The sequence below is a fragment of the Ruegeria sp. AH12 genome (genome assembly GCF_056541465.1).
Map to the genome: position 1 here is coordinate 24,878 of NZ_JBQFYL010000004.1, position 22,125 is coordinate 47,002.

The window sequence follows — 22,125 nt, forward strand, 5'->3', positions numbered from 1 at the left end:
TTCAGGATCGCTGCAGGGCGGGCAGTCGCGTTGCGAAGCGATGTGTCACAATCGCCCCGACCCACATAAAGAACACTGCAAGCCAAGCAGTCAGGGACAGGGCGGACCCTCCGGACAGCCCTGCCCCCACGGCGCAACCGCCTGCCAGCATGGCTCCAAACCCCATAAGGGCAGCGCCAAAAAGGTACAGTTCCATCGGGGTGTCATTGCCGAACCGTTCGATCTTCCACTCCCCTGCAGCTAGGGCTGAGCCTGCGGCACCAATTGCTACACCCGGAACCAGGCCGATACCAAAGGACAACGCGACGTTTCGTTTGGCGACCAAAGCCATCAGAGTATCTGTGGCCGGACCGGTGAAGGTAATCGAAGACACGGGTACAACCTCGAAAGAGGTCTGCGCAATTGCGAAGGTCATCAACCAGCCGAGCGCGACTGCCATCCCAACGCCTGCGGCAGACACGATCCGTATAGGCGCGACACGCCTGTATACCGCGAATGCGATTGCCAGAACCAAACCCAGCGTTGCGATAGCTGTGTAAGCCTTTGGCGACAATCCAAGCAACTCTGACAGATCACGCGATGCGCCACCCGAAATCGTCCAGAGGCCAAAAAGCGTTTCACGGACGGGACTAAGAACACCCGTGTAAGCCGCCTGGGCCACCAATGTCAGGACCAGCCCGGTCACCAGCGCGCGCAGATTTCCGCAGGACGCCAAAACCAACAGGCGCGATGCACATCCGCGTGCCAGTATCATACCTGCACCAAACATCGCGCCACCGAGGATGGCGCCACTCAGGCTGCCGGTCGAGGCGATTGCACGTGTCTCAGACAGGTCCAACTGGTCGAAAAGGACAAGCCCCTGTACCATAGTCAGCGCAGTGGTGAAGGCGACCAGCCAAACCGCCAAACGCGGACCAAACGCGCCCTCGGCGACTTCGACAGTCGAGGCGCGCAGACAGAATTGAGACTTTTGGGCCGTCGCACCGAACAGGATGCCAACAAGCATTCCAGCGCATGCCAAAGCGCCTTGGTCACCCAGGACATCAATGAGCTTTTCCATCCGCGGAAGCTCTCACACCGTTGCGGTTGCGTCTTTGTCTTCGGTCAAGTTGTCATTGCGCGGCCATCGGCCTACGCGCCAATTGGCATTGCGTCCACAACTCAGCCAATGCAGAAACCAGACGATCCACTTCTTCATTAGAATGCACAGGCGACGGCGTTATCCGTAGACGTTCCGTTCCTTTCGGGACGGTCGGGTAGTTGATGGGTTGGATGTAGATCCCGTAGTCGCGCATCAGAACATCCGAGATGAAGCGGCACTTGACCGGATCGCCGACCATGACCGGGATGATGTGACTTGGGTTCGGCGTATGCGGAATGCCCAGATCGTCCAGCCTGTCCCGAACCTCTCGCACGCGCTGCTGGTGCAGATGTCGTTCAGCATTGCTTTGCTTCAGATGCCGAACCGAAGCCGCGGCCCCGGCGGCCACGGCTGGCGGTAGTGCGGTGGTAAAGATAAACCCGCTGGCAAAGGACCGGACAAAATCGACAAGTTCGTGCGATGCCGCGATGTATCCGCCGACGACACCGAAGGCTTTGCCCAATGTCCCCTCAATGACAGTGAGCCGATCCATCAGGCCTTCGCGTTCGGCAATTCCCGCTCCACGCGGCCCGTAAAGCCCAACAGCATGAACCTCATCCAAATAGGTCATCGCGCCATAACGATCCGCCAGATCACAAATCTCGGCAATCGGCGCGATGTCACCGTCCATGGAATAGACGCTTTCGAACGCAATCAGCTTGGGCGCATTGGCAGGCAGATCAGAAAGATGCCGTTCAAGGTCCGCAACATCGTTATGTTTCCAAATCCGCTTCTGACAGCGGCTGTGGCGGATGCCTTCGATCATCGAGGCGTGGTTCAACTCATCCGATAAAACCGTGATGCCAGGAAGGCGCGATGCCAATGTGCCCAGCGCAGCCCAGTTCGACACATAGCCGGAGGTAAACAGCAAAGCCGCATCTTTGCCGTGCAGATCCGCAAGTTCCCGCTCCAGCAGAACGTGCTGATGTATTGTCCCAGAAATATTTCTTGTGCCACCCGCACCAGCACCGCTTTGGTCGATTGCGGCGTGCATGGCAGCAAGTACCTTTGGATGCTGCCCCATACCGAGATAGTCATTTGAGCACCAGACCGTGACGTTTTCGGGTCCATTCCCGGTGTAGCTGCGCGCCTTTGGAAACGCGCCGCACTGACGTTCGAGGTCTGCAAAAATCCGGTAGTTTCCGTCTTCTTGCAGCCGATCCAATTGATCACGAAAGTACTGCTGATAGTTCATCTCAATCCCCGACGGCCTCTTCCACGATCTCGGACAACAGGGTCTGGACCTTTTGCATCGGTCCCTCGGGATAGCTTCGGTATCCCACCGTCACGCCATTGTCGTCTTCGGCCACGAAAATCCCATAGGGACAAAAGCCGATGTTCATCGGATCAGCTTCCATCACCTCGCGCGAGAGTTTTGCTGAACAGAAAATGAAGATATCAGCGGCCGCGAATATCTGTTTGTCGCTGCCAACATCCGCACCTGTCCGATTCAGCATCTCGCCAACATGGCTTACATAGTCGATGACCAGCCCCTGCCCGACTATCGCGGATTCAACCGCGAATGTGGCATCGTCGAAACTGCCGTCAAAAGGGGTGGTGATGACCTCTTGGGCCAGAGCCTGACCTGTGAGAACGGTGGAAAATACGGCCGCAGCAATAATGTGTTTCATGGTCTTTACACTCCTCCTGAACCGCATTTTCGCAGATTGTCTTTCGGGGACTTTGACACCGGTCAAATCCCCCGCAGCCCTTAGCTGAACATGTCCGAGGTGATACCCGCATACCAACCCAGCGATTCCTCGTAGGTTGCTTTCCTCAGATCGGCATCTTCGCCGGTTTGGCTGATAAAGCCGTCCACCTTGGCAATCTTTTCAGGCGTCGCCTCATAGGTCGCGCCAACCTTCACACCATCATTGGTGTCGATCAGTGACCAACATGTGTTCGAGAACTTGGCTGGGAACACCTTGGACCCGGTCAATGCCCCGCGCACGGCATTCGCACAGACCTTTGCCTGACTGTTGGCTGAAAAACCGGATTTCGGCATGTCACCCTGCTGGCTTGCATCGCCAAGAACATAGATATCCGGATCAGCCTTCGATGACATGTCAGCCGCATTCACCGGCGCCCAATTGCCATCGGTCACACTGGCCATCTCTGCAATGCGTCCGGCCTTCATCGCCGGGATGACGTTGCAGACATCAACCTTGGTTTCTTCACCGTCGATGGTCACGGTCATTGCGTCCGGGTTCACGGAAACATTGCCACCGCCAAAGTCCTCTCCGATCCAATCGACCATACCTTCGTAGTGGTTTGCCCAGCCTTCCTGAAACAAAGCCATTTTCGAGAATTTCGGCTTGGGGTCGGCGATGATAATTTTGGCTGTTGGATTATTCTCTTTCAGAACATGGGCCACCATGGAAATACGCTCATAAGGCCCTGGTGGGCAACGGTATGGGTTCGGCGGCGCAACCATTGCAAAAGTGCCGCCCTCAGGCATTGCCATAACCTGCGCTTTCAACAGCTCGGTCTGCGATCCTGCCTTGTAAGCGTGTGGCATCTTGTTCTGCGCCGAGACATCCCAGCCTTCGACCGCACCATCGACAAAGTCGATACCCGGGCTCATGATCAGTTTGTCGTAGGGAACGGACCCGCCGCCAGCCAAGGACACCGTCTTGGCATCACGATCAACACCAACGGCCCAATCATGGACCACGTTGATCCCGTAGTTCGCCGCCAGAGCACCATAGCTGTGCGCGATATCCGAAAGCTCTTGAAACCCAGCCAGATACAGGTTTGAGAAAAAGCAGGTATAGTAGGTCCGCGATGGCTCGATCAGAGTTACCTCGATCTCACCTTTGCTGTCTTTGGCGATGTAGCGCGCGGCGGTTGCGCCACCCGCGCCACCGCCGACAACAACGACACGGGGTTTGCCTTGCGCCATCACCATCGGCGCCGATAGCCCAGCTGCGATAACACCTGCGGCCCTCAAGAATGATCGTCTGTTGAATGTCATTGCGTTTCCTCCCGTATTGCATTGTTATTCTGGATTATTGAAATAGGCCGCCAATGCCGCGATCTCGTCATTGCTCAGCCGTCCGGCGATCATCTGCATGACCGGATGAGGGCGCTGTTTGTCTTTGTACGCATGCATCGCGACCACGAAATCTTCGTCTGGCCAATAGACGATTGACGGGATGCCAGCGTCGCCCCCTTCGATCTGATGGCAGGTTGTACATTCGCTGCTGAGATAGGCGCCATATTCCGGGTCGCCCTGAATAGCCAGTATCGCCGGATCGACAGAATGATCCGTGCCCCTGGCCGTTGGGTCCGCTTCGGGGATGTCCTGCGGATTGTCAGAAAATCCACGCAAATAGGCGATGATGTTGGCGCGGTCCTCGGGTTTTTTCAGACCACGGAAACTCATCCGTGTTCCAGACGCAAAGGCACGTGGATTTTCAATATAGGCCGACAGTGTATCAGCGTGCCATTCCAGGCCCGAATTTCCAACACGCTCAAGGCTCTTGGAGTAATTGAACCCGTCAAGGCCTGCCGCTTTGCGTCCAAAAACGCCATTCAGATGCGGGCCGATTGTGTTTTTGGCACCCTCACCGACCTGATGACATCCTTTGCATTTGGCAAACACCACTTTCCCGGCTTCGGCGTCGCCCAGGTCTTCGGTTGCGCTGGACGACGAGGTGGTCGCCATCGCGACCGCCGCACAGGTCAGTATACCCGACCAGCGCATGATCAGTTTCCGAACGACTTGAGATAGACGATTACAGCGTCGATATCGTCAGATTTCTTAAGCCCCGCAAAAGACATACGTGTGCCTTTCATATACTCTTTGGGTTTCGTCAGGAAGGCCGCCATTTCCTGGTCAGTCCAGACAAGCCCCCCCTCAGCAGCGGCGTTCATGGCCTTGGAGTATTTGAACCCTTCGACTGAGGCTGCATTGGCACCGATGATCCCGTTCAATACGGGCCCTGTGCTGTTTTTCGCACTTTCGCCGACCTGATGACAGGCTTTGCATTTCTTGAAGACTTTCTCGCCAGCGGCAAACAATTCTGTGGTTCCGTCCGTATCGCTGGATTCCTGAACGGCTGGCGTTGCCGCAGCTTCGTCCTCGGACTTTGGTGCCGCGGTTGGAATGAACGAAGGACCTTCTGCCGTAAACCTCGGCAACTCGTCAGCGTTGGCGTCGTTCATGACCGAGTTTGAACCACCTTCGGGCGGTGTCTCCACTAAAAAGACAGAGCGCATCGTGACGGCGGCTTCTGACTTGCAATTCTCCATGCATGGCTCTTGCCGCCACTCGGCGTACTCAGTTTCAGGACGTACATCGACGACAAAACCGTTCATGTTGTACATCTCAAAATCGGCGAAGTTTTCCTGGTTGAGCTCGAAATCGTCATCCACCAGATCGTTGGAATAAAGGATGTAGGCGACGATCGCATAGGTCTCATCCGCGGTCAGCGTACCTGCCTCGCCAAAGGGCATAGAGCGGGAAATATAGTCCCAAGCAGTAGACAAATGCGGCCAATAAGAGCCAACGGTTTTCACAGGATCTTCGTCGGCAAGCGTATCGAAACCGCCGGCCAGAACAGGCCAGTTGTCGGCGCCTTCGGCGAATTCCCCATGGCACGAGGCGCAGCGGTCGACAAATACCTCTTCTCCGGTCCAGACATCGCCTGATCCAACGGGCAAGCCACGCCCGTCGGGCAAGACGTCAACGTCCCAGGCCGCGATCTCTTCCTCCAGTGCAGGACGTCCAAGCCCGTATGTGCCCTCGGTACTTGGCGCGGGCGCGGTCAGGTTCATCCCGTTTGCGACCCGCTCGGCCGCTGCGGTCTGGATTTCTTCGACCTTGGCCGCCAGTTCGGCTGCCCGGCTGGCCTCTGCTTGCGCGTTTTCCTGGGCTGTAGCTGCGTGCGCCTCAACCTGACTGATCCGGGTTTCCAAGGTTTCGATCTGCGATTGGCCGTAATTCCGGTTCGCTATAGCCACTGCCGCAGCAAGCACTAACGCGGTGCCGCCGAATACAGGCAGGAAAACATGACTAAGAGACTTCGACATTCTCGGCGATCCCTTCTGCGCTCACGTACCAAGTCTGGATACAGTTATTGTGGTAGACCGAGTTTTCTCCGCGCTTTTCGCGCAGTTGGTCTTTGGTCGGCTGCACATAGCCGGTCTCATCTATCGCCCGGGCCTGCAAAAGCATTGGTGCTCCGTCCCAGTTCGTGTCGAGATAGAAACGCGTCAAAGCCTTGCTGTCGCCCTGCTTACCAAGACGCGCCGTCTCCCAGGTGATCCCACCGTCCTTGGACACATCGACCCGCGTAATTTGCCCATGGCCCGACCAGGCAAGTCCGGAAATGACCAAGGGTCCCGGTCCGTGTTTGATCGGCATTTGCGGGCTGGGTGAGGTGATGACGGATTTTGCATCCATCGCCCAAGTCCATTTCTGGGCTGTGCCATCGGCGTAGACATCAGTGTATTTTGATGTTTCTTCGCGGCTTTCCACGGCCATATCGACAACCTCGATCCGGCGCAGCCATTTGACCCACATGTTGCCTTCCCAGCCCGGCACGACCAGACGCACGGGATATCCATGCTCCATACGCAGCGCTTCACCATTTGCCTTGAAAGCCACCAGCACGTCATCCAGCGCTTTTTCCATCGGGATAGAGCGGCCATTGGATGACGCATCTGCGCCCTCAACATAGACCCATTTGTCAGCTGAGATATCAGCACCTGCTTCCTGCAACAGCGTGCGCAGAGGAACACCGGTGTATTCCATGTTGTGAATCATGCCGTGCGTAAATTGGACGCCGTTGAGTTGCGCACCAGCCCACTCCATACCGGTATTCGCCGCACATTCGCAGAAATACACATGGTTTTCGCGCGGGAACCGCTCAAGGTCGTCGTAGGTAAAGACCAGCGGGCGATCTACCAGCCCATTGATCATCAGGCGATAATCCTCTTTGCGCAGCTCAATCGCGCCCGAGTGATGGCGCTCAAAGGCGCATCCTTGCGGCGTAATCGTGCCATCAAGCGCGTGGATCGGCGTGAAGTTGATCGACGAAATCGGAGAGGCGGTCAGCCACTCCACATTGCGGCGCACGACATGGGATTCAAAGCTGATCGGCATGCCATAAGGTGATTCATCGACACCGGCGCCCGTGTAAGATGCCCAATCCTGAAGCTCTGTTATCAGTGGATCAGGCGTGTCTGCGGCTGCCGCGCCCGCAACTGATCCTGCGGCGACCGCAGCACTGCCTTTCAGGAAGGCCCGGCGGGACGGTTTGAACGCGTCATCCATATCTCTTAGGTCTCCATCTGTGTCTTAAGCGCCGACAACATCGACACTGGTGTTCTCTTGCACCGTGACGGTGCCAAGGTTGCGAATGTGGTTTTCGACGACATCCCAGATCGGCGGACCTTCAGTGCCTTCGTTGACACTGGCCCAACCAGACACGACGTAGGTTTTCGATGGATCAATCGCTTCACCCGTTTTGAGCAGGGTCATTTCGCTGATCCTCTGCCCTTGTGGTTTGGTCACATCAATGCGGTAGCCAAGCCCACCGACGCGAACCATATCGCCGCCTTGCTGGTAGTAGGGATCCGGGTTGAACAGATTATCCCCAACATCTTCGAGGATCACATGGATGAATTCGCCTGTCATTTCTGTGCGATAGGCATTGGGATACGACATCGATGTGACGTTCCAGATGTCCTCGCGCGTGATATCTTGTCCCGGCAGGATTGACGGCCCCCAACGCACGCCGGGCGACATCGCGATGTCTGCCTCACGCTCATTGATCAAGGCATCACAAATCAGGTCATCCCAGGTGCCGTTAAAGTTGCCGCGGCGATAGAGCAACGAATCCGTTTTGCCGATCACCTCACTCAGCGCATCCTCATAAGGCGCGCGCTGATCATTTATCAGAGCGGTGATCGCAGGATCAGGGGCGATAACGTCAGAGAAGATCGGGATCAGCTTGTGCTTCAGCCCCATCATCTGCCCGTCCCTCACGTCGAGATCCACGCGGCTAACGAATTTTCCGTTCGAGCCCGACGCGATGATATGCGTTTTACCGACCAGTACCGGCTCGGGCAGCGCGTCATGAGTGTGGCCGCTGAGGATCACGTCGATCCCCTGCACGCGGCCTGCCATCTTCTTGTCCACGTCAAAGCCGTTATGGCTGAGGACGACAACGACATTGGCACCGGCATCGCGAACCTCGTCCACCATTGCCTGCATGTTTTCATCACGGATACCGAATGAATATTCTGGGAACATCCAACCCGGGTTCGCAATGGGCATGTAGGGAAAGGCCTGGCCGATCACGGCGACCTTTGCGCCACCTCGGTCAAAGAACTTGTAGGGCTGGAACAGCTCAGCAGGCTCATCCCATTCGGCGTCAAAGATGTTCTGACCCAAGGCCGCAAAGGGCAAACCTTCAACAATTTCATTCACCCGGTCGCTGCCCAGCGTGAACTCCCAATGGAACGTCATCGCATCAGGTTTCAGCGCGTTCATAACGTTGACCATGTCCTGACCGGCTGTCTGATGGCAGGTGTAAGATCCGTGCCAGGTATCGCCACCGTCCAACAGCAGCGCATCGGGACGGTCTGCACGGATCGCGTTGATGACAGTTGAAACCCGATCCAGGCCGCCGACCCGACCGTAGGTCTTCGCCAGCGCAGAGAAATCGTTGTAGGTCAGCGCATAGGCTGACGGGCTCCCATCTTTGATCCCGTAGGCCTTGCGGAACGCCGCCCCTGTGACATGAGGCATCTGCCCTCGCGCATCGCCAATACCAAGGTTGATCTCGGGCTCACGGAAGTAGATCGGTTTGAGTTGCGCGTGAATGTCGGTGACATGGATCAGGCTGATGTTGCCAAAAGTCTCGAACTCCAACAGTTGATCCTGTGTCAGGCTTTGCTGTGCGGCAAGTCTGGCCCAATTGCCGAAACCGGACGCCCCATAGAGCGCCGAGGCCGCCATTGAAACCTGCAAGAAGTCACGTCGCGAAATCATCAATTGGCTTTCCTATTTCACATATAAATATGTGAATGTTATTTTTACTAAAAACCCGCGCAGAGCATTGCTTGCGCGGGCCCGTTGTTACTGGCGCACAGCCGGGGTTTCGACTGAAAGCCCATTGCCTCGGGATGCTACATAGAGCTCCAAGGCGCGGAACTCGTCTGACCCTTCGGCAAAGGTTTCTGCCCGCGTGTCGCGAATGCAGCCGCGGAACCGATTATGGCGCGAAATCAGTTTGGCCTGTTTCAGGCGATAGGTCGGGAACCCGTTTATCATACCCTGGCTCAGATGGTCGGCACGGATCATGTTGCCCCAGTTGTCTTCGTGACAATTTGCGCAGCTTAGCTCTAGCTGGCCGTAGCGGGTGTAGTACATGTCTTTGCCCTGCTCCCAATACGGGGCGGCATCGCCATCGATCGCAACGTTCATTGGCAATCCGCGCGACTGCAAACCGATCAGAGCGACCATCCCCTGCATGTCGCCTCCGGACCATTTCCAGGCATCCGCTTCCATACGATCCGTGCGGCATTTGTTGATCAGGTCTTCCATGACAACCAGCTTGCCGCTTTCAGCATCAACCTTGGGCATAGACGCGTGAAGCCCTTCAAAGCTCTCTACCCCATTGTGGCAGGACGCACAGCTTTCACCAGCGGCGCCATCAACCGCCTCGAACAGGTCGATAGCCTGATCAACAAAGATCATCGCCGGATTGTCAAAGTCATCAACTTGTAGCGCTTGCGTCTCGTCCGTGCGGAAGTGCCAACCCGAATAGATCGTATCCAGATTTTCCAGATGTGCTGGCGCCTCGGTCACCGAGGTCATATCCAGCTCATCATTGATCACAAGACTGTCTTCATCCGGTCCGGCCATTGCTGCCACTGGGAAAGCCAGAATTGCCGCGATCGCCGTCAATGCCTTGGTATTCATTACGTTCCTCCCTTGGTGGATCAGCGCCAGCTTCTTTGACCAGCGCTGATCTGCCTTAGTGTCGAGCCGTCAGGCGATCTCGATCGATTTTTTCTCGTCATAAACAGAACCGTCATCATCGTACCAGGTGAAGACGAACTCACCGGCTTCGGGCACGACGGCTTCAAACTGGAAATACGGGTTGGTCGAAATCGCCGGTTCCATCGTCACGTCGACCACCATTTCGCCATTAAACTCGCAGGTGAAACGGTTGATGATCGAACGCGGGATGACGTTGCCTTCCTTGTCCTTGCGCTGGCCGCTTTCCATCTTATGGCTGATCAGCGTTTTGATCGTGATGGTTTCACCAGCCGCGGCTGTCTTCGGAACCTTGACGCGGGGTTTTACACCGGATGCCATTGGGTACTCTCCTGTTCTTCAGGGCGCGCGGCGATCAGCCGCCGCAGCCACCGATTGTCACTTTTACGGTCGCGGATGCCTTGGCAAAGCTGCCATCAGTCATCTTGGCCACAGCGATGACATCCTGCGTACCGGCCAGACGGATACGGGTTGATGCGGATTGTTCAGCCGCCAACGGGCCAAAGTTGAAGGTTGCAACGCCCGGTTCGGGGTTGCCGGCCGCGACGATCAGAATAGACGCCGCGCCCGGTGCGCTGACTTCGATTGGCACAGTGTTGCCGTTTTCGGCGATTTCGGGCGCCGTCAAAGTGACACCGCCATCAACCATATCCGCACCACCCGTAAACGCGGCAATCGCATCTTCAGCGGCCGCATTTGCGCGGAGCGGCATCATTGTCAGGAACGCGGCGCCCAGCCCAAGGGCCAGAGTCTCGCGGCGAGAGAGTTCCATTTTCAATCTCCTTTGAATCTTCGAAAAGTCGCGCCAGAAGGCGCGGTCATTGTTCTTTCAGGGTCGCCAGGAACGCGACCACATCTTCGATTTCCTGTGCTGTCAGGATCGACGTCAAAGGCGCTGTCGGCGCTTTGCCCGTATAGGCATCACCAGGACGGATATAGCCGTCATCCTTGTAGAATGCGGGCATGACCGTCCCATCGAACGTCATCTTTGCATTTGCCACCAGCCCACGAAGCTCGGCCTCGGACCAGCGATCACCCGCCCCATCCAGCATTGGCCCAACTTCGCCATGAAATGGAATGTCTGCCAAAGCCGAGACTGCGTGGCAGGCCACACAGTTGCCTTTCGACTTATCCCCAACGATGAGCGCGCCGTTTGCAACATCGCCCGCAACCCCGGTCAGAGAAACCTCGACCGCGCCATAGTCATCATAGGTTACGTCTTTCGGCCCTGTATCCGCTGCAAATGCGGCAACACCCGACACCGTGCAGACCAATGTTAAGAGTCTCAGCTTCATGATCCCTCCCATTTGCTACCGCGCCGATGGCGCTTTGCGACCCAAAGCTTTTGTGTACCGTAGTCGACGGGTACTGCTCTTCGCAACATTAAATTCATCTTATTGAATTTTTTTATTTGTAACGACAGGCCTTAATCTTGCGAAACATTATTGCGCTCCTGAATGCGCCGCGCGTGATACCGTTGAAAATCTTCACCATTCTCAAGATCGTAGCGTTTCTCATCAACCCAGGTGAAAAGATCCAAGGTTGTTGATTTGGAGAACGCTCCAGGCATGACAGCAACCGCTACCTGGATGGCTGTGGCGTCTTCAGAGACCTCTTCAGGCAGGAAAACAAGCGTTGGGGTGAACAGAATCCCCCATTTGCGCATCAGTGCTCTTTGCTCTTCTTCTTGCCCGTCAAAATCGGTTGCCGTGGTGCTGCCATGCAAATCCATCTGTACGACAAAGAAGTTTTCTTCGATATACGTTGCCAGATCGGGCTGTGAGAACACCTCCTCGTGCATCTTTTTGCAATAGATGCAGCCCTGCTGTTCTATGAACAAAACCAATCGCTTACCTTCGCCCGAGGCCTCTTCAAGGTCCTCACGAAGGTCCTTGAACGTGTCACGCATCCACGGCGTTTTGTGCAGCCCGTCATCCCCCAGTTCCGCGGCAGAAACTGGGGCACCCAATAGAAGTAAGACCAGAATTGAAAAGGCTCGTTTCATAACATCCTCCGCTATTAGCCAATGGTCGCAAGCCACGGCATATGGTCCAGCATCCATTGCGCGATGTGATTGATGGAGTTGGTGGCGATCAACACGCCGAACAGGATCAGCAGACACCCCATCGCCTTTTCGATCAAAGGCAAATGCTTCCTGAACCGCGCCATCCATTGCATGAACGGGCGGACCAGAAAGGCCGCCAGAACAAACGGGGCTGTCATTCCCGCTCCATAGGCGAACAAAAGCAACGCGCCCCGCCACGCGGTCTCGGTCCCTGCTGCCGTGAACAGGATCGCGGCGAGCACGGGCCCCACGCAGGGTGTCCAGCCAAACGCGAAGGCCAGGCCAAGCACATAGGCCCCGATCAAGCTAACGTTCGAGGTTTCGCCAACATCCGCACGATACTGGCGATACAGAATCCCGATGCGAATGAGCCCAAGAAAATGCAGGCCCATCGCGATGATGATTGCCGCCGCAATCCAGCGCAGGACATCAAAATATTCTCGAACCAATTGTCCGAAAATCGACGCCGTCACGCCAAGCGCCATAAAGATCGTGATGATTCCTGCCGCGAATACGATTGCTGAAAGTGTCGCCCGGCGACGTGTATTGGCGGGAATCGCAGCGTCTGCCGAGATCTGCTCCATTCCGCCCCCTGCGAGATAGCTGAGGTAAAACGGGACAATCGGCAAAATGCACGGGGAAAGAAAGGACAACAGACCGGCGACGACAGCTCCTGCAAATGTGATGTCGAACATGGTCAAAACGGTCCTGTCAGGCTATCATTCACACATTCAAAATAGTAAAGATATATCGTCGCGGTCAATCGGAGCTTGAGATGCGCCACCTGTTTCTGCTGTGTTTGGCAATCACATTGCTGGTTTTCCCCGTGGTTTCACGGGCCGAGATGACCCTTTTGATGGTCGAAGAAGATGGGTGTATCTGGTGTGCCCGCTGGGATAATGAAATCGCTGAGATTTATCCCAAGACACCCGAAGGAAAAGCGGCACCGTTGCGACGGCTTGATATTCGCCAAGCGACCCCGGGCGACATCGCCTTGGAAAAACCTCTTTATTATACACCGACCTTTGTTCTGCTGGACGACGGTCAGGAAGTGGGCCGGATTGAAGGCTATCCGGGCGAAGACTTTTTCTGGGGGTTGCTGGGCGCTTTGATGCATGACGCAGGGATAGATATTGAGACTTCTGGATAAACCGCAACAAATCACATAAACTGATTTGAATGCATGAAGCCGAGAAAGCGGGGCGATCTTGTTGGACAAACCATCGAAACTGCCAGTGTTCACAAAGGACATGTGTGCAGACGACCTGGACAGAATGATGGAAAATGCCCAGACGGCATCAAACTTCCTAAAGGCAATCAGCCATGAGGGACGTCTGATGATCTTGTGTTATCTGTCTTCGGGCGAGAAATCCGTGACCCAGATGGAAGAGATGCTTTCGGCCCGACAAGCGGCCGTGTCGCAGCAACTGTCGCGCTTGCGGTTCGAAGGTCTGGTCAAAACACGGCGCGAAGGCAAAACAATCTATTACAGCCTGGCTGATGATCGATCGACGCAAATCCTGGAAGTCGTCTACGATCTTTTCTGTAGGGAGAAGTAGAGGCCGCTCAAGAAACCGCCAGCTTTGGGAGGAGACTGGCCATGCTCGAAACATTGGGAGACGCAAATACCGTTGCGATGATTGGCCTGATGGGTGGCATCGTCTTGGGTCTTGCTGCACGTATCGGTCGGTTCTGCACATTGGGTGCGATCGAGGATTATCTGTATGCAGATGATGACCGGCGGATGCGCATGTGGGCCATCGCCATCGGTGTGGCGATCCTTGGTAGCCATGCGGCCATGGGGTTTGGATGGCTTGATCCCGTCGAAACACGATATCTTGCGCAGACATGGAACCCGATTGGTTCGATCGTAGGCGGCCTGATGTTCGGCTATGGAATGGCCATCAGCGGGAATTGCGGCTATGGCGCATTGGCGCGGCTTGGTGGTGGCGATCTTCGATCATTCGTCATCGTTCTGATCATGGGCCTTTCAGCCTATATCGCCATGTCGGGCCCCCTGGCCCATCTGCGGGTTTGGGTTTTTCCGGTGGAGATGAATCTCAGTGCCCCCCAGAGCCTCAGTTATCTGGCAGAACGGCTAATCTCGATTCCCGCGTGGGTCTTCGGATCGGTTGTTGGCACTATCATGATCGTGCTTGCGCTGGCAAATGATCGCTTCCGCCGAGCCCCTATGCAGGTCTTTTGGGGCGCTGTGGTCGGGTTCGCGATTGTCTCTGGGTGGCTTGGGACAAACTGGGTCGCAACAGACGGATTCGATGCTGAGAGAGTCCAAACCCACACCTTCGCCGCACCTTTGGGTGATACGATACTCTACCTCATGACCGCGTCCGGGAACACATTGTCCTTTGCCGTCGGATCAGTTTCCGGCGTTCTAATCGGCGCGTTTCTTGGGTCCTGGTCCAAAGGTCATTTCCGCTGGGAGGCATGCGAGGACCCGCGTGAACTCAAGCGGCAAATACTGGGGGCAGCGATTATGGGCCCCGGCGCAATCATCGCGGTGGGATGTAGTGTCGGACAAGGCATATCGGCCTTCTCGTTATTGGCCTACAGTGCGCCAGTAACATTTGCCGCAATCTTTGCAGGTGCCACGCTGGGCCTAAAACAGCTTGTTTCGGGGCTGTCCTTCATAGCCGAACGATAAGCTGGAAGCCTTCGTCGGAACACCTTGCGTCACTCGGAACTGCAAGACATCATGCCCGACTATAGAGAGGGCACCTGAAAGCAGAACGCGATCAATTTGAGATGCTTAAATGGTGCCCGGGGGCGAAACAAACAGATAAGCAATTTCAATGACTTAACCAAGATACTACACCCCCCCATACTACGTTTATATTACATATTAGCTTTAGTGAGTTTCCGCGCTTCTGTCTTCTCTAGCAGTATTTGTACCTGCATCACGAAAGGAAGCGTGCCTGACGACCGGATTGTGAACTCGCGTTCCAGTTCTTGTTTGGTTCGGTGCGAGAAGCATTACCTCGTATGTTGGTTTACTTGGGAAACCACTTTTTTCGAAACGCTGAAACTTCGCGACCATAAAATTCAACAATTTTTTGCAGACGTTGCTTCTCTTCTCCGGCCGCGATTTTAACACGGCCGCTATAGTATTTGCTCCCTTTAGATACCCTTGGTATTGACGCGGACTCGTTCAAGAACGAAGACAAAATGTACCTACACTTGAACAACTTGATCAAAGACCGGATTGGCGACCTATGCAAGCATTCCACTCGGCATCGTTAATCAAATCAAAGAACGGGTCAGGTTGTGACATGTTCAGTCGATATCAAGCTCGGGTAAGCTTTCCACGATATCCAGCGTTCGCAGGCTAACCGTGATGACGCGTTGGAAGAGTTTGAGCGGATAGGCTGGGTCGCCAACTGTCTCGACCGCATAGCGGTTGGCGTCGTTAACGATACCGCTGGCTTTGTCGGTCTTCACGCATTGCCGCTCCATCACCCACTCAAGCGCAGGCTTGCCGTTGACGACGTAGTCATAGGCACGGAGTGGGATTTCGGTCAAGCGCGGGAACGTCGACGCCTTCAGATAAGCAGCGGGCATTCGTAAGGATGCGGCAAATGTCTGTGTCTGTCTGATCCTTGAGCCAATCAAGGCAGTCCTCGCGCTCTTTCGGTTAAACGTGCCGTCGACATGCCGTGTCTCGACTGAAAGCGCGGGAAGTGCTTCGTCGCCTTCGTCCTCAGAAGCGACGAATTCCTTGACCACCTCAGCAAACTCGCCAGTAACCATTTTCGAAGTCGCAATGTCTTTGCAGAAAGCAAGTGCGCGTTTCATTGGCTTTGGCGTGTCTGTTTCTTCGCCAATTAGGTTTTGCTTGGTCAACGCCTTGTAACACCCAACGATCTTGGTCGCGTCGTCGAGGTTCATTTCGTTGTCGACGGCCAAGCGGTTCTGAACGCCGCTACTGACCAAACCTTCGTCTACAGCAAGCACAATGACCTTATAGTCGGACAGTAGATTGTTCTCGACTGCCCATGCGAAACCGCGATGGAAAAGGACTTTTCCAAACTTCTCTTCATCATCCATCGACGCAAGTTCAACAGCGTGAATCCGAGCTTTGGATTTTGCGTTCTCGCCGAAGACCTTTGGCGTAGCGGTCATGTACAGACGCTTTTTGCCCGCCACATGCTCGTTTGAGTGGATGCGAACAAAATTGCTTTCGTCTTCGCCCGAAAGGGTTGCACCCGTGGTTCGGTGTGCCTCGTCGCATATGATCAGGTCAAATTCCGGAAGTCCGTGAACCTGCTGAGCCTCTGAAATCGTTTGGATCGACTGATAGGTCGAGAAGACGACAGTCATTTTGTCTTTGTCGGCTTCGCCCACCTGTTCCGCAATTTTTGCAGGGTCAGTAGTAGCCGGAAAAGCGAGGTCGTGAACCGTGAATTGAATTGCGTCGCCGCTCTTCTGGCGCTTACCAACCTTAACGTCAGAGCAAACTGAGAAAGCTAAAACTCATCAGCGCAATCGTTTTTCCATTCTCTGACCGATTGTGACATAAGTGCCAAAGATGGCACCATGAAAAGGACGATCTTGCCTTTACCTGCGAGGTCTTCGGCAATCTTCAAGCCCGTGAAGGTCTTGCCGGTTCCGCAGGCCATTATCAGTTTGCCACGATTATCCTCGGTAAGCCCCACACGGACCGCCGCCAGCGCTTTTGCTTGGTGATCCCGTAGCGTCTTCGGTTCAGCAAATGCCACGCGATCCTCGCGTAGGTATGTTGCCCAATCAATCCGGCTTTTTTCGAGGTCAGAAAGCGCGATCCGGTGGTACTCTCTGTCGACATTGTCGAATACGGTTTGAGCATTTGAACTGAGGTCGCCCAGCGTCGTGTCTACCAAAACAAGACTCACGAATTCCTTAGTTGAAGCAGCGGAAACGAATGAATCAATATCGGCTTTCTGGATACTGTGATCCGGCGCGTAAAACTTGCACTGTACAGCACAGAATCCGGAACCATCTGCGTGGCGCGCGACCAGATCGATCCCAATGTCTTTTGCCGGTAGACCCCTCTCCATAGCCCAGTCGCGGTAATGCCATACCTTGTCATAGAACTGGCTTTGAAGATCGTTCTTTTCCAAAAAGACTTTCACTAGGCGTTCGAAATACTCGCCTTTTTCAAATTCACTTTGCGAACGAAGCCGCATTTGATCCAATAGATTGTTTAAATCTGTAACCACAGCTTTGCTCGCTCAATTGTTTTCCGTGATCTTCAAGCTTAGCACTGGTGAAGTCCAGCCTGATCAGCGGTCGAAAGTAGCAAAAATCGGTGTTTTCCAGTCGCAGGTAATCGTCCATAGGACTGTACACAGACCGCCATACTTATTTCAGCAAGCATCTGTAATATATAAAATTTTCTTGTAGTAGTGGTGCCGGGGGCGGAATCGGAAAAATACGGTAAGCAATTGAAATTAAAATCTAAAGTCATATCTAGCATTCCCGAATACCCCCCAAACTACCCCCAAGGGATTTCTCATATTATTTCAAGTGTTTGATTTATTTGTGTGATTCCGCAATTCGGAATCGCACCAATCGCCCTTCTGCGTCCATTTTTGTCCTGCTCAATGCAGGCTAGTCCAACCGTTAAACGTCGTCCAGTAAACTTAAATCTCTTTCGAGAATGCACCCATCTGTATGGTGAACCCGTTTGTGCTTCAGTGGTCTCAGAGCCGCTGACCCACTCCCAGGCCGGAGATCAAAGCGGCTATTAACTTCGAGCCCCTGGAACAACTGCTTCGCGGAAAAGTCTGCTTTGATTTTGAACAGTTGCTATACAAGTTACGGTCTCTTACCGCATCTGTGTGCTACAGCTAAACCCTATTCCTCAGTTTTTGCGCCAGCTCCTGTAAAGGAACGGGCTAGACCTACCGGCAGAGGTCGAACACAATTCATAAAACGGACAGAGATGAGGTTGCGGCCAAATCGGTTGAAGCCGACAAATAGTATCTACCATACATTGGTTTGCGCGCCCTAGATTCTGGAATTGCCTCACACTTATATCTTTTAAAGCAACCGGTCTCACCAATGCCGCCGCTCGTGGCCAGCCTGCAGGACGATCAGAGAGCAGGAGTTAGCTCGGAAGCGATACTCTGACGAAGACATTCTGAAGCTTTTTGGTAAGTATTGGCTTCATGATCGGCTTTGAAATGTTTGTTTTTCCGACACTGCTTATAGTGGCTCGGCAGAGCTGATTACGTCAAAGTGAGGCCTGCGCCCGTCGGGTTAAAATTTCGTGGGCCGAACGCCAAAAGTGACCGCTTCTCCAATGCGTCCTCCAGAACAAAGGATATACATCTTGGAGGGCCAAAAAGTCGTCTGATATCTCACCATCTAGAGCGCTCTCCACTTCATCCAAAATTTTGAGCCAATGTAGGCTCTCCGGCGATGACAGCCAGAAATCAAAGGGGTCGCCGAGCGAGTATCCCGGGAGATAGTCGATTCTCCACGGCGAATTACCTGTCAAACTATCCAAAGTTGTCAATTCGTTGGCTGCAAAATCGATTGCCTTTTCGTATCCCACAATGGAAAGCGCGTTCACTCGGTCTGCGTCGTCTGCAAGGATCGTCAAACCCGTTGAAGCGCTCGACAATACTTCCCTTCCCAAACCAGAAAAGGTACCTTGAGGGTTATGGATCTGGCCGGCCTGCCCGAAGGTAAATGCGTCAACTCGCGACCGATCAAGAAAAAAAAGATCCAGAATTGGCTGATCTTGATCGAATAAAACCCATTTATTATTTATCGCGTCCTCTGGAAACGCTGCTTGAACAAGCGGACTGTTTTGTCCTAGAGAATTCCACTTCCAATCTTGCATTGCACCAACGAGTTGCAAATGCTTTTCGTCGAGGATAGCGCGAACCAACCCAAGTGACTTGAGCACATGTGGGAGAATTGGAGACCATGCGAAATTTGCCGGATAAAAGCTTGATGGACGGACACCCAAAATCGCCGATTTAAGTGCAACGTCTCTGGAAAGTTGTGCCATTAAGTGCGCATTTTTTAGAAAGTGCGGATAAACTTCATGGTAGAACGTAGCTGCGATCTCAACTGTCCCGTTATCAATAAGTTCGAGAAGTTGTCTCAGGACCTTTGGAGCCAGTCGTGGCAGCCTTTCCAAAAGCACTCCAGTGATGGCTAGTGTCAAAGGTGCGCCGGTGCGACCATGTGCGCTTAGCAATGGGACTAGTGTTTCCCTCAACACGTCCATTACGTCTTCATCATCCATTACCCACGGCAAATGGAGATAGAGTGCTAACGCGATAGCTTTTTTGTCATCCGTCAATCAGAATACCTTTCAATCGCGAACAATGCTCCTCCCAGCAATAAGGCTTGGCGATGTTCATCGCCGCTTTTGATTGGGCCATCCAAAAATCGTCGTCCAGAAGCAACTTTTCGATGAGTTCCTGCGCTGCACCGAGATCTCCGGGAGAAAAGGTCAAGCCACTTTCACCCCATATTTCTTGAAGCCCTCCTACGGCGGAGACAACCGGAACCGCACCGTGAGCGGCGGCCTCGAGTGGCGCTAAACCAAATGTCTCATATGCGCTGGGCAAGAAGAATACAGGGCTTTTTTTCATCACACATGGTAAGCGGCTCTCAGCGTCGAGATGACGGTCGGCGAAAATGCGGCTCTTAGGCACAAATGTCTGCAACCGCTCGACAACCTCTAGGCGATGTGTGCCATCACCAACAAGATGCCAACGTGGCGACAACCCTCGATCTTCGATGCTACGTGCAACCTCCAGAAAGCCGTCCCAGCCTTTTTGATCAGAGAAACGCGCCACCGTTAGAACCGAACTTGCCCTAGGCTGGATAGGACTATTTTCTGAAAAATCCCCGTGTACGCCCAACGGTATGACTTTCACACGAGCTCCGGGCACAGGATAAACGTTCCGGATTGTTCGCAGCGCGTATTCTGTAGGCACTAGGATTGCTTTGCTTCCAATCATCGCAGCGGATTCAAGCACTTGTTGCCTAGACTCGTCAGGTCCCTTCTCAAAATAGGAGAAGCGCGATGACAACGGTAAGTGTGAAAACAAGACGAAGTTCTTCGCCTCGCATTTGTTGCGTAATTCAAAGGCTAGGCCAGTCTCGTAGTGATCCTCGAGTAATAGACTGTGCATAGGACTTGGAAGGTGGGGTTCTACTAGCGCTCGGAGCAACGACGCAGCCGCACGATAGCTATTCAAATCGAATTTACTGGCTCTCAAGCACTCTATGTGCGCGGGGCACACCGCATAAATGTAGCGAACCCCCGCTATAGTCTCTTCCTCTACGCTCTGCTTTTCAGGGATGACAGAGAGACAATAACTGGGAACTACGACGACCGTCACTGCCAACTCCAGTGACAAGCTCTTTGCTACTTCGTTGACATGACGTGCCACGCCGCCAAGTCGGTATCGACCGCCCTCTGAGGCAAGAATGACTAAATTAGTCACTTTGTTACCCCTTCAAAGCGACCAAAGCAATTATCGTACCAATAATCGCCAGTACTGCGCTAAGTGTAGCGACCCACTGGGCCATTAAGGCCAAGTTGTTCGCCCGGAGTTCGTCTATTGCGTTAGACACCTGATGTTGGAGCTTTCCTTCGATGATAGTGTCACCGAGTGGGCGCGAGACTGGCAGCCGAAGATGTTCTAACGTTTCAATACGCGAAAGCCGTCGTGTAAGCCGCCGGATTTCGCGAACATCCATAAAAGCCTGCGCAAACCGGGTTACTACATAATGCTTGGGAGATTTACTCATTTCCAATAGTCTTTCGTAAGTGTCCCTTAGTATCTCCTCATAGAGCAAGCCATATAGCGCAGCTACCGGAACGACATAACGCAGAGGCGGGTACTCTGGAATGAAGTCGTATTGGCTAAGATTAGGCTCCTTAAAATATGACTGCTGCTCCAGGTTGGCAGCAGCCGCTTCCGTTTTTTGCTCTTCGACAAACTTCAAGAACAACTCGCAATCTGCGAGTTTCTTGTCGAAGGTTTCAGCTGGATAACCAGTCGACATTACCACAGCACTTCCGGGTTGCAGCCATGCTTCAAAGAAATCCGTTGATCGCCAACCAGTTCCTCTTGAAGTTGTGTCGCAAGCAATTTCTAGGTCGACACCGTTTGGTTGCAAATTCAAAAGGCTATATACCATTTGAGCATACTCCGACCTAGCTTCAAATTTCGCTCTCTCCATTCCGAAAAGAGAAATCGTCGAAAAAACGCTATGCGGCAACGCATAACACCTTTTGGTAGTCAAATGGCGGAAACGGCCAGTGCGTCTCTGACACAGTGCAGCACGCCAGAGGCGTAGTGCTGTGTCAGCCTGTTCGTCCTCTTGCAATGTACCGTCATTCATCGCAATAAACCGATGAGCGTAAGCGCAAAATGCACCCAAAAGATCCTGATCTATACCAGCACCCAACTTGTTGGGGCGAATATGGATTTGAAGCAAATGGGTCTCTATTTCATCTTCACTGTCAAAAAGGAAATATGCGGCATCCGTTCGAAAGATCCCGTTTTTTGCAGAGTCATTTCCAGTACTTCCGATAAAAACTGTGCTGTGGTCACCGAAGAATGGTTCAAAATGAATTGGGTGGATAGGAAAACTTTTATTGAAGACAGAATCCAGCGCGCACGTATAGCACGAGCTAAAATACCGGCACAGTTCTTCATCCTCGGCAAAATCCCTAGTCGTGCTTTGATTGAGCTTCTCACCTGTCCAGGCAAGTGACAGCGTAGCCGCCATTTGCGCTGGTATATTATTGGTTTGTTTCATATTTTTAATCACAATGGCAGAAAACAAGTTGCAAAAAGTAAAAGTGTACTTGAAATGATTGTCAACATTTCAAACTCAGCGAACGGTGGTGGTCCTTGCGTGGGCAAATCACCG

General features: G+C 53.6%; 22 protein-coding genes. 3 read left to right on the top strand and 19 right to left on the bottom strand.

The window, feature by feature from the left end; translation table 11 throughout:
* Nucleotide 1: 1 nt before the first annotated feature.
* From ACR0EL_RS08955 to ACR0EL_RS09020, 14 genes are all read right to left on the bottom strand, one after another.
* Entirely contained in the window at nucleotides 2-1,060 is a 1,059-nt protein-coding gene (locus tag ACR0EL_RS08955; protein ID WP_480499489.1) for a YeeE/YedE family protein, read from the bottom strand.
* Between the two features lie 52 nt (nucleotides 1,061-1,112).
* Nucleotides 1,113-2,336, bottom strand: a complete 1,224-nt coding sequence (hemA, locus tag ACR0EL_RS08960) for a 5-aminolevulinate synthase (RefSeq protein ID WP_480499490.1) — start codon at nucleotides 2,334-2,336, stop codon at nucleotides 1,113-1,115.
* A 1-nt stretch (nucleotide 2,337) separates the two neighbouring features.
* Nucleotides 2,338-2,772: a DUF302 domain-containing protein gene (locus ACR0EL_RS08965; protein ID WP_480499491.1), complete on the bottom strand. Its 435-nt coding sequence runs from the start codon at nucleotides 2,770-2,772 to the stop codon at nucleotides 2,338-2,340.
* Between the two features lie 80 nt (nucleotides 2,773-2,852).
* Nucleotides 2,853-4,115, bottom strand: coding sequence for an FCSD flavin-binding domain-containing protein (locus ACR0EL_RS08970; protein WP_480499492.1), 1,263 nt, complete (start codon nucleotides 4,113-4,115; stop codon nucleotides 2,853-2,855).
* Between the two features lie 24 nt (nucleotides 4,116-4,139).
* On the bottom strand, nucleotides 4,140-4,847 hold the full coding sequence (locus ACR0EL_RS08975) for a c-type cytochrome (RefSeq protein ID WP_480499493.1): 708 nt from the start codon (nucleotides 4,845-4,847) through the stop codon (nucleotides 4,140-4,142).
* Nucleotides 4,848-4,849: 2 nt separating this feature from the next.
* Complete coding sequence (locus ACR0EL_RS08980; RefSeq protein ID WP_480499494.1) at nucleotides 4,850-6,175, bottom strand: c-type cytochrome; 1,326 nt, start codon at nucleotides 6,173-6,175, stop codon at nucleotides 4,850-4,852.
* A complete protein-coding gene (soxC, locus tag ACR0EL_RS08985) occupies nucleotides 6,159-7,421 on the bottom strand; it encodes a sulfite dehydrogenase (RefSeq protein WP_480499496.1) in 1,263 nt (420 codons plus the stop codon). The genes ACR0EL_RS08980 and soxC overlap by 17 nt, the downstream gene beginning before the upstream one ends.
* A 24-nt stretch (nucleotides 7,422-7,445) precedes the next feature.
* Nucleotides 7,446-9,143, bottom strand: coding sequence for a thiosulfohydrolase SoxB (gene soxB / locus ACR0EL_RS08990; protein WP_480499497.1), 1,698 nt, complete (start codon nucleotides 9,141-9,143; stop codon nucleotides 7,446-7,448).
* 87 nt (nucleotides 9,144-9,230) lie between these two features.
* Nucleotides 9,231-10,076, bottom strand: a complete 846-nt coding sequence (gene soxA, locus ACR0EL_RS08995; RefSeq protein ID WP_480499498.1) for a sulfur oxidation c-type cytochrome SoxA — start codon at nucleotides 10,074-10,076, stop codon at nucleotides 9,231-9,233.
* A gap of 69 nt (nucleotides 10,077-10,145) precedes the next feature.
* Nucleotides 10,146-10,475: a thiosulfate oxidation carrier complex protein SoxZ gene (gene soxZ / locus ACR0EL_RS09000; RefSeq protein ID WP_353010669.1), complete on the bottom strand. Its 330-nt coding sequence runs from the start codon at nucleotides 10,473-10,475 to the stop codon at nucleotides 10,146-10,148.
* A 34-nt stretch (nucleotides 10,476-10,509) separates the two neighbouring features.
* Nucleotides 10,510-10,926, bottom strand: coding sequence for a thiosulfate oxidation carrier protein SoxY (soxY, locus tag ACR0EL_RS09005; protein ID WP_480499500.1), 417 nt, complete (start codon nucleotides 10,924-10,926; stop codon nucleotides 10,510-10,512).
* Nucleotides 10,927-10,972: 46 nt separating this feature from the next.
* The gene (gene soxX / locus ACR0EL_RS09010; protein WP_170536483.1) at nucleotides 10,973-11,449 is read right to left on the bottom strand and encodes a sulfur oxidation c-type cytochrome SoxX; all 477 of its coding nucleotides are present in this window, start codon (nucleotides 11,447-11,449) and stop codon (nucleotides 10,973-10,975) included.
* Between the two features lie 131 nt (nucleotides 11,450-11,580).
* Nucleotides 11,581-12,159 carry a thioredoxin family protein gene (locus ACR0EL_RS09015; protein ID WP_480499501.1) on the bottom strand — a complete coding sequence of 193 codons (579 nt, stop codon included), beginning with the start codon at nucleotides 12,157-12,159 and terminating at the stop codon, nucleotides 11,581-11,583.
* A 14-nt stretch (nucleotides 12,160-12,173) separates the two neighbouring features.
* Complete coding sequence (locus ACR0EL_RS09020) at nucleotides 12,174-12,914, bottom strand: cytochrome c biogenesis CcdA family protein (RefSeq protein ID WP_480499502.1); 741 nt, start codon at nucleotides 12,912-12,914, stop codon at nucleotides 12,174-12,176.
* Between the two features lie 80 nt (nucleotides 12,915-12,994).
* On the opposite strand from ACR0EL_RS09020, the gene ACR0EL_RS09025 reads away from it, so the two are divergent.
* The 3 genes from ACR0EL_RS09025 (at nucleotide 12,995) to ACR0EL_RS09035 (ending at nucleotide 14,881) form a co-directional block, all read left to right on the top strand.
* Nucleotides 12,995-13,369: a hypothetical protein gene (locus tag ACR0EL_RS09025; RefSeq protein ID WP_480499503.1), complete on the top strand. Its 375-nt coding sequence runs from the start codon at nucleotides 12,995-12,997 to the stop codon at nucleotides 13,367-13,369.
* 100 nt (nucleotides 13,370-13,469) lie between these two features.
* Entirely contained in the window at nucleotides 13,470-13,778 is a 309-nt protein-coding gene (locus tag ACR0EL_RS09030; protein WP_170536475.1) for a metalloregulator ArsR/SmtB family transcription factor, read from the top strand.
* A 41-nt stretch (nucleotides 13,779-13,819) separates the two neighbouring features.
* The gene (locus ACR0EL_RS09035) at nucleotides 13,820-14,881 is read left to right on the top strand and encodes a YeeE/YedE family protein (protein WP_480499505.1); all 1,062 of its coding nucleotides are present in this window, start codon (nucleotides 13,820-13,822) and stop codon (nucleotides 14,879-14,881) included.
* A gap of 629 nt (nucleotides 14,882-15,510) precedes the next feature.
* Here ACR0EL_RS09035 and ACR0EL_RS09040 read toward each other — a convergent pair.
* From ACR0EL_RS09040 to ACR0EL_RS09060, 5 genes are all read right to left on the bottom strand, one after another.
* Complete coding sequence (locus ACR0EL_RS09040; RefSeq protein ID WP_480499506.1) at nucleotides 15,511-16,554, bottom strand: type ISP restriction/modification enzyme; 1,044 nt, start codon at nucleotides 16,552-16,554, stop codon at nucleotides 15,511-15,513.
* Between the two features lie 146 nt (nucleotides 16,555-16,700).
* Nucleotides 16,701-17,432 (bottom strand): restriction endonuclease, encoded by a 732-nt coding sequence (locus ACR0EL_RS09045; protein WP_480499507.1) that lies wholly within the window; start codon nucleotides 17,430-17,432, stop codon nucleotides 16,701-16,703.
* Nucleotides 17,433-18,448: 1,016 nt separating this feature from the next.
* Nucleotides 18,449-19,531: a hypothetical protein gene (locus ACR0EL_RS09050; RefSeq protein WP_480499508.1), complete on the bottom strand. Its 1,083-nt coding sequence runs from the start codon at nucleotides 19,529-19,531 to the stop codon at nucleotides 18,449-18,451.
* The gene (locus ACR0EL_RS09055) at nucleotides 19,521-20,687 is read right to left on the bottom strand and encodes a glycosyltransferase family 4 protein (protein ID WP_480499510.1); all 1,167 of its coding nucleotides are present in this window, start codon (nucleotides 20,685-20,687) and stop codon (nucleotides 19,521-19,523) included. The genes ACR0EL_RS09050 and ACR0EL_RS09055 overlap by 11 nt, the downstream gene beginning before the upstream one ends.
* A gap of 4 nt (nucleotides 20,688-20,691) precedes the next feature.
* Complete coding sequence (locus tag ACR0EL_RS09060) at nucleotides 20,692-22,011, bottom strand: hypothetical protein (RefSeq protein ID WP_480499511.1); 1,320 nt, start codon at nucleotides 22,009-22,011, stop codon at nucleotides 20,692-20,694.
* Between the last annotated feature and the right edge of the window lie 114 nt (nucleotides 22,012-22,125).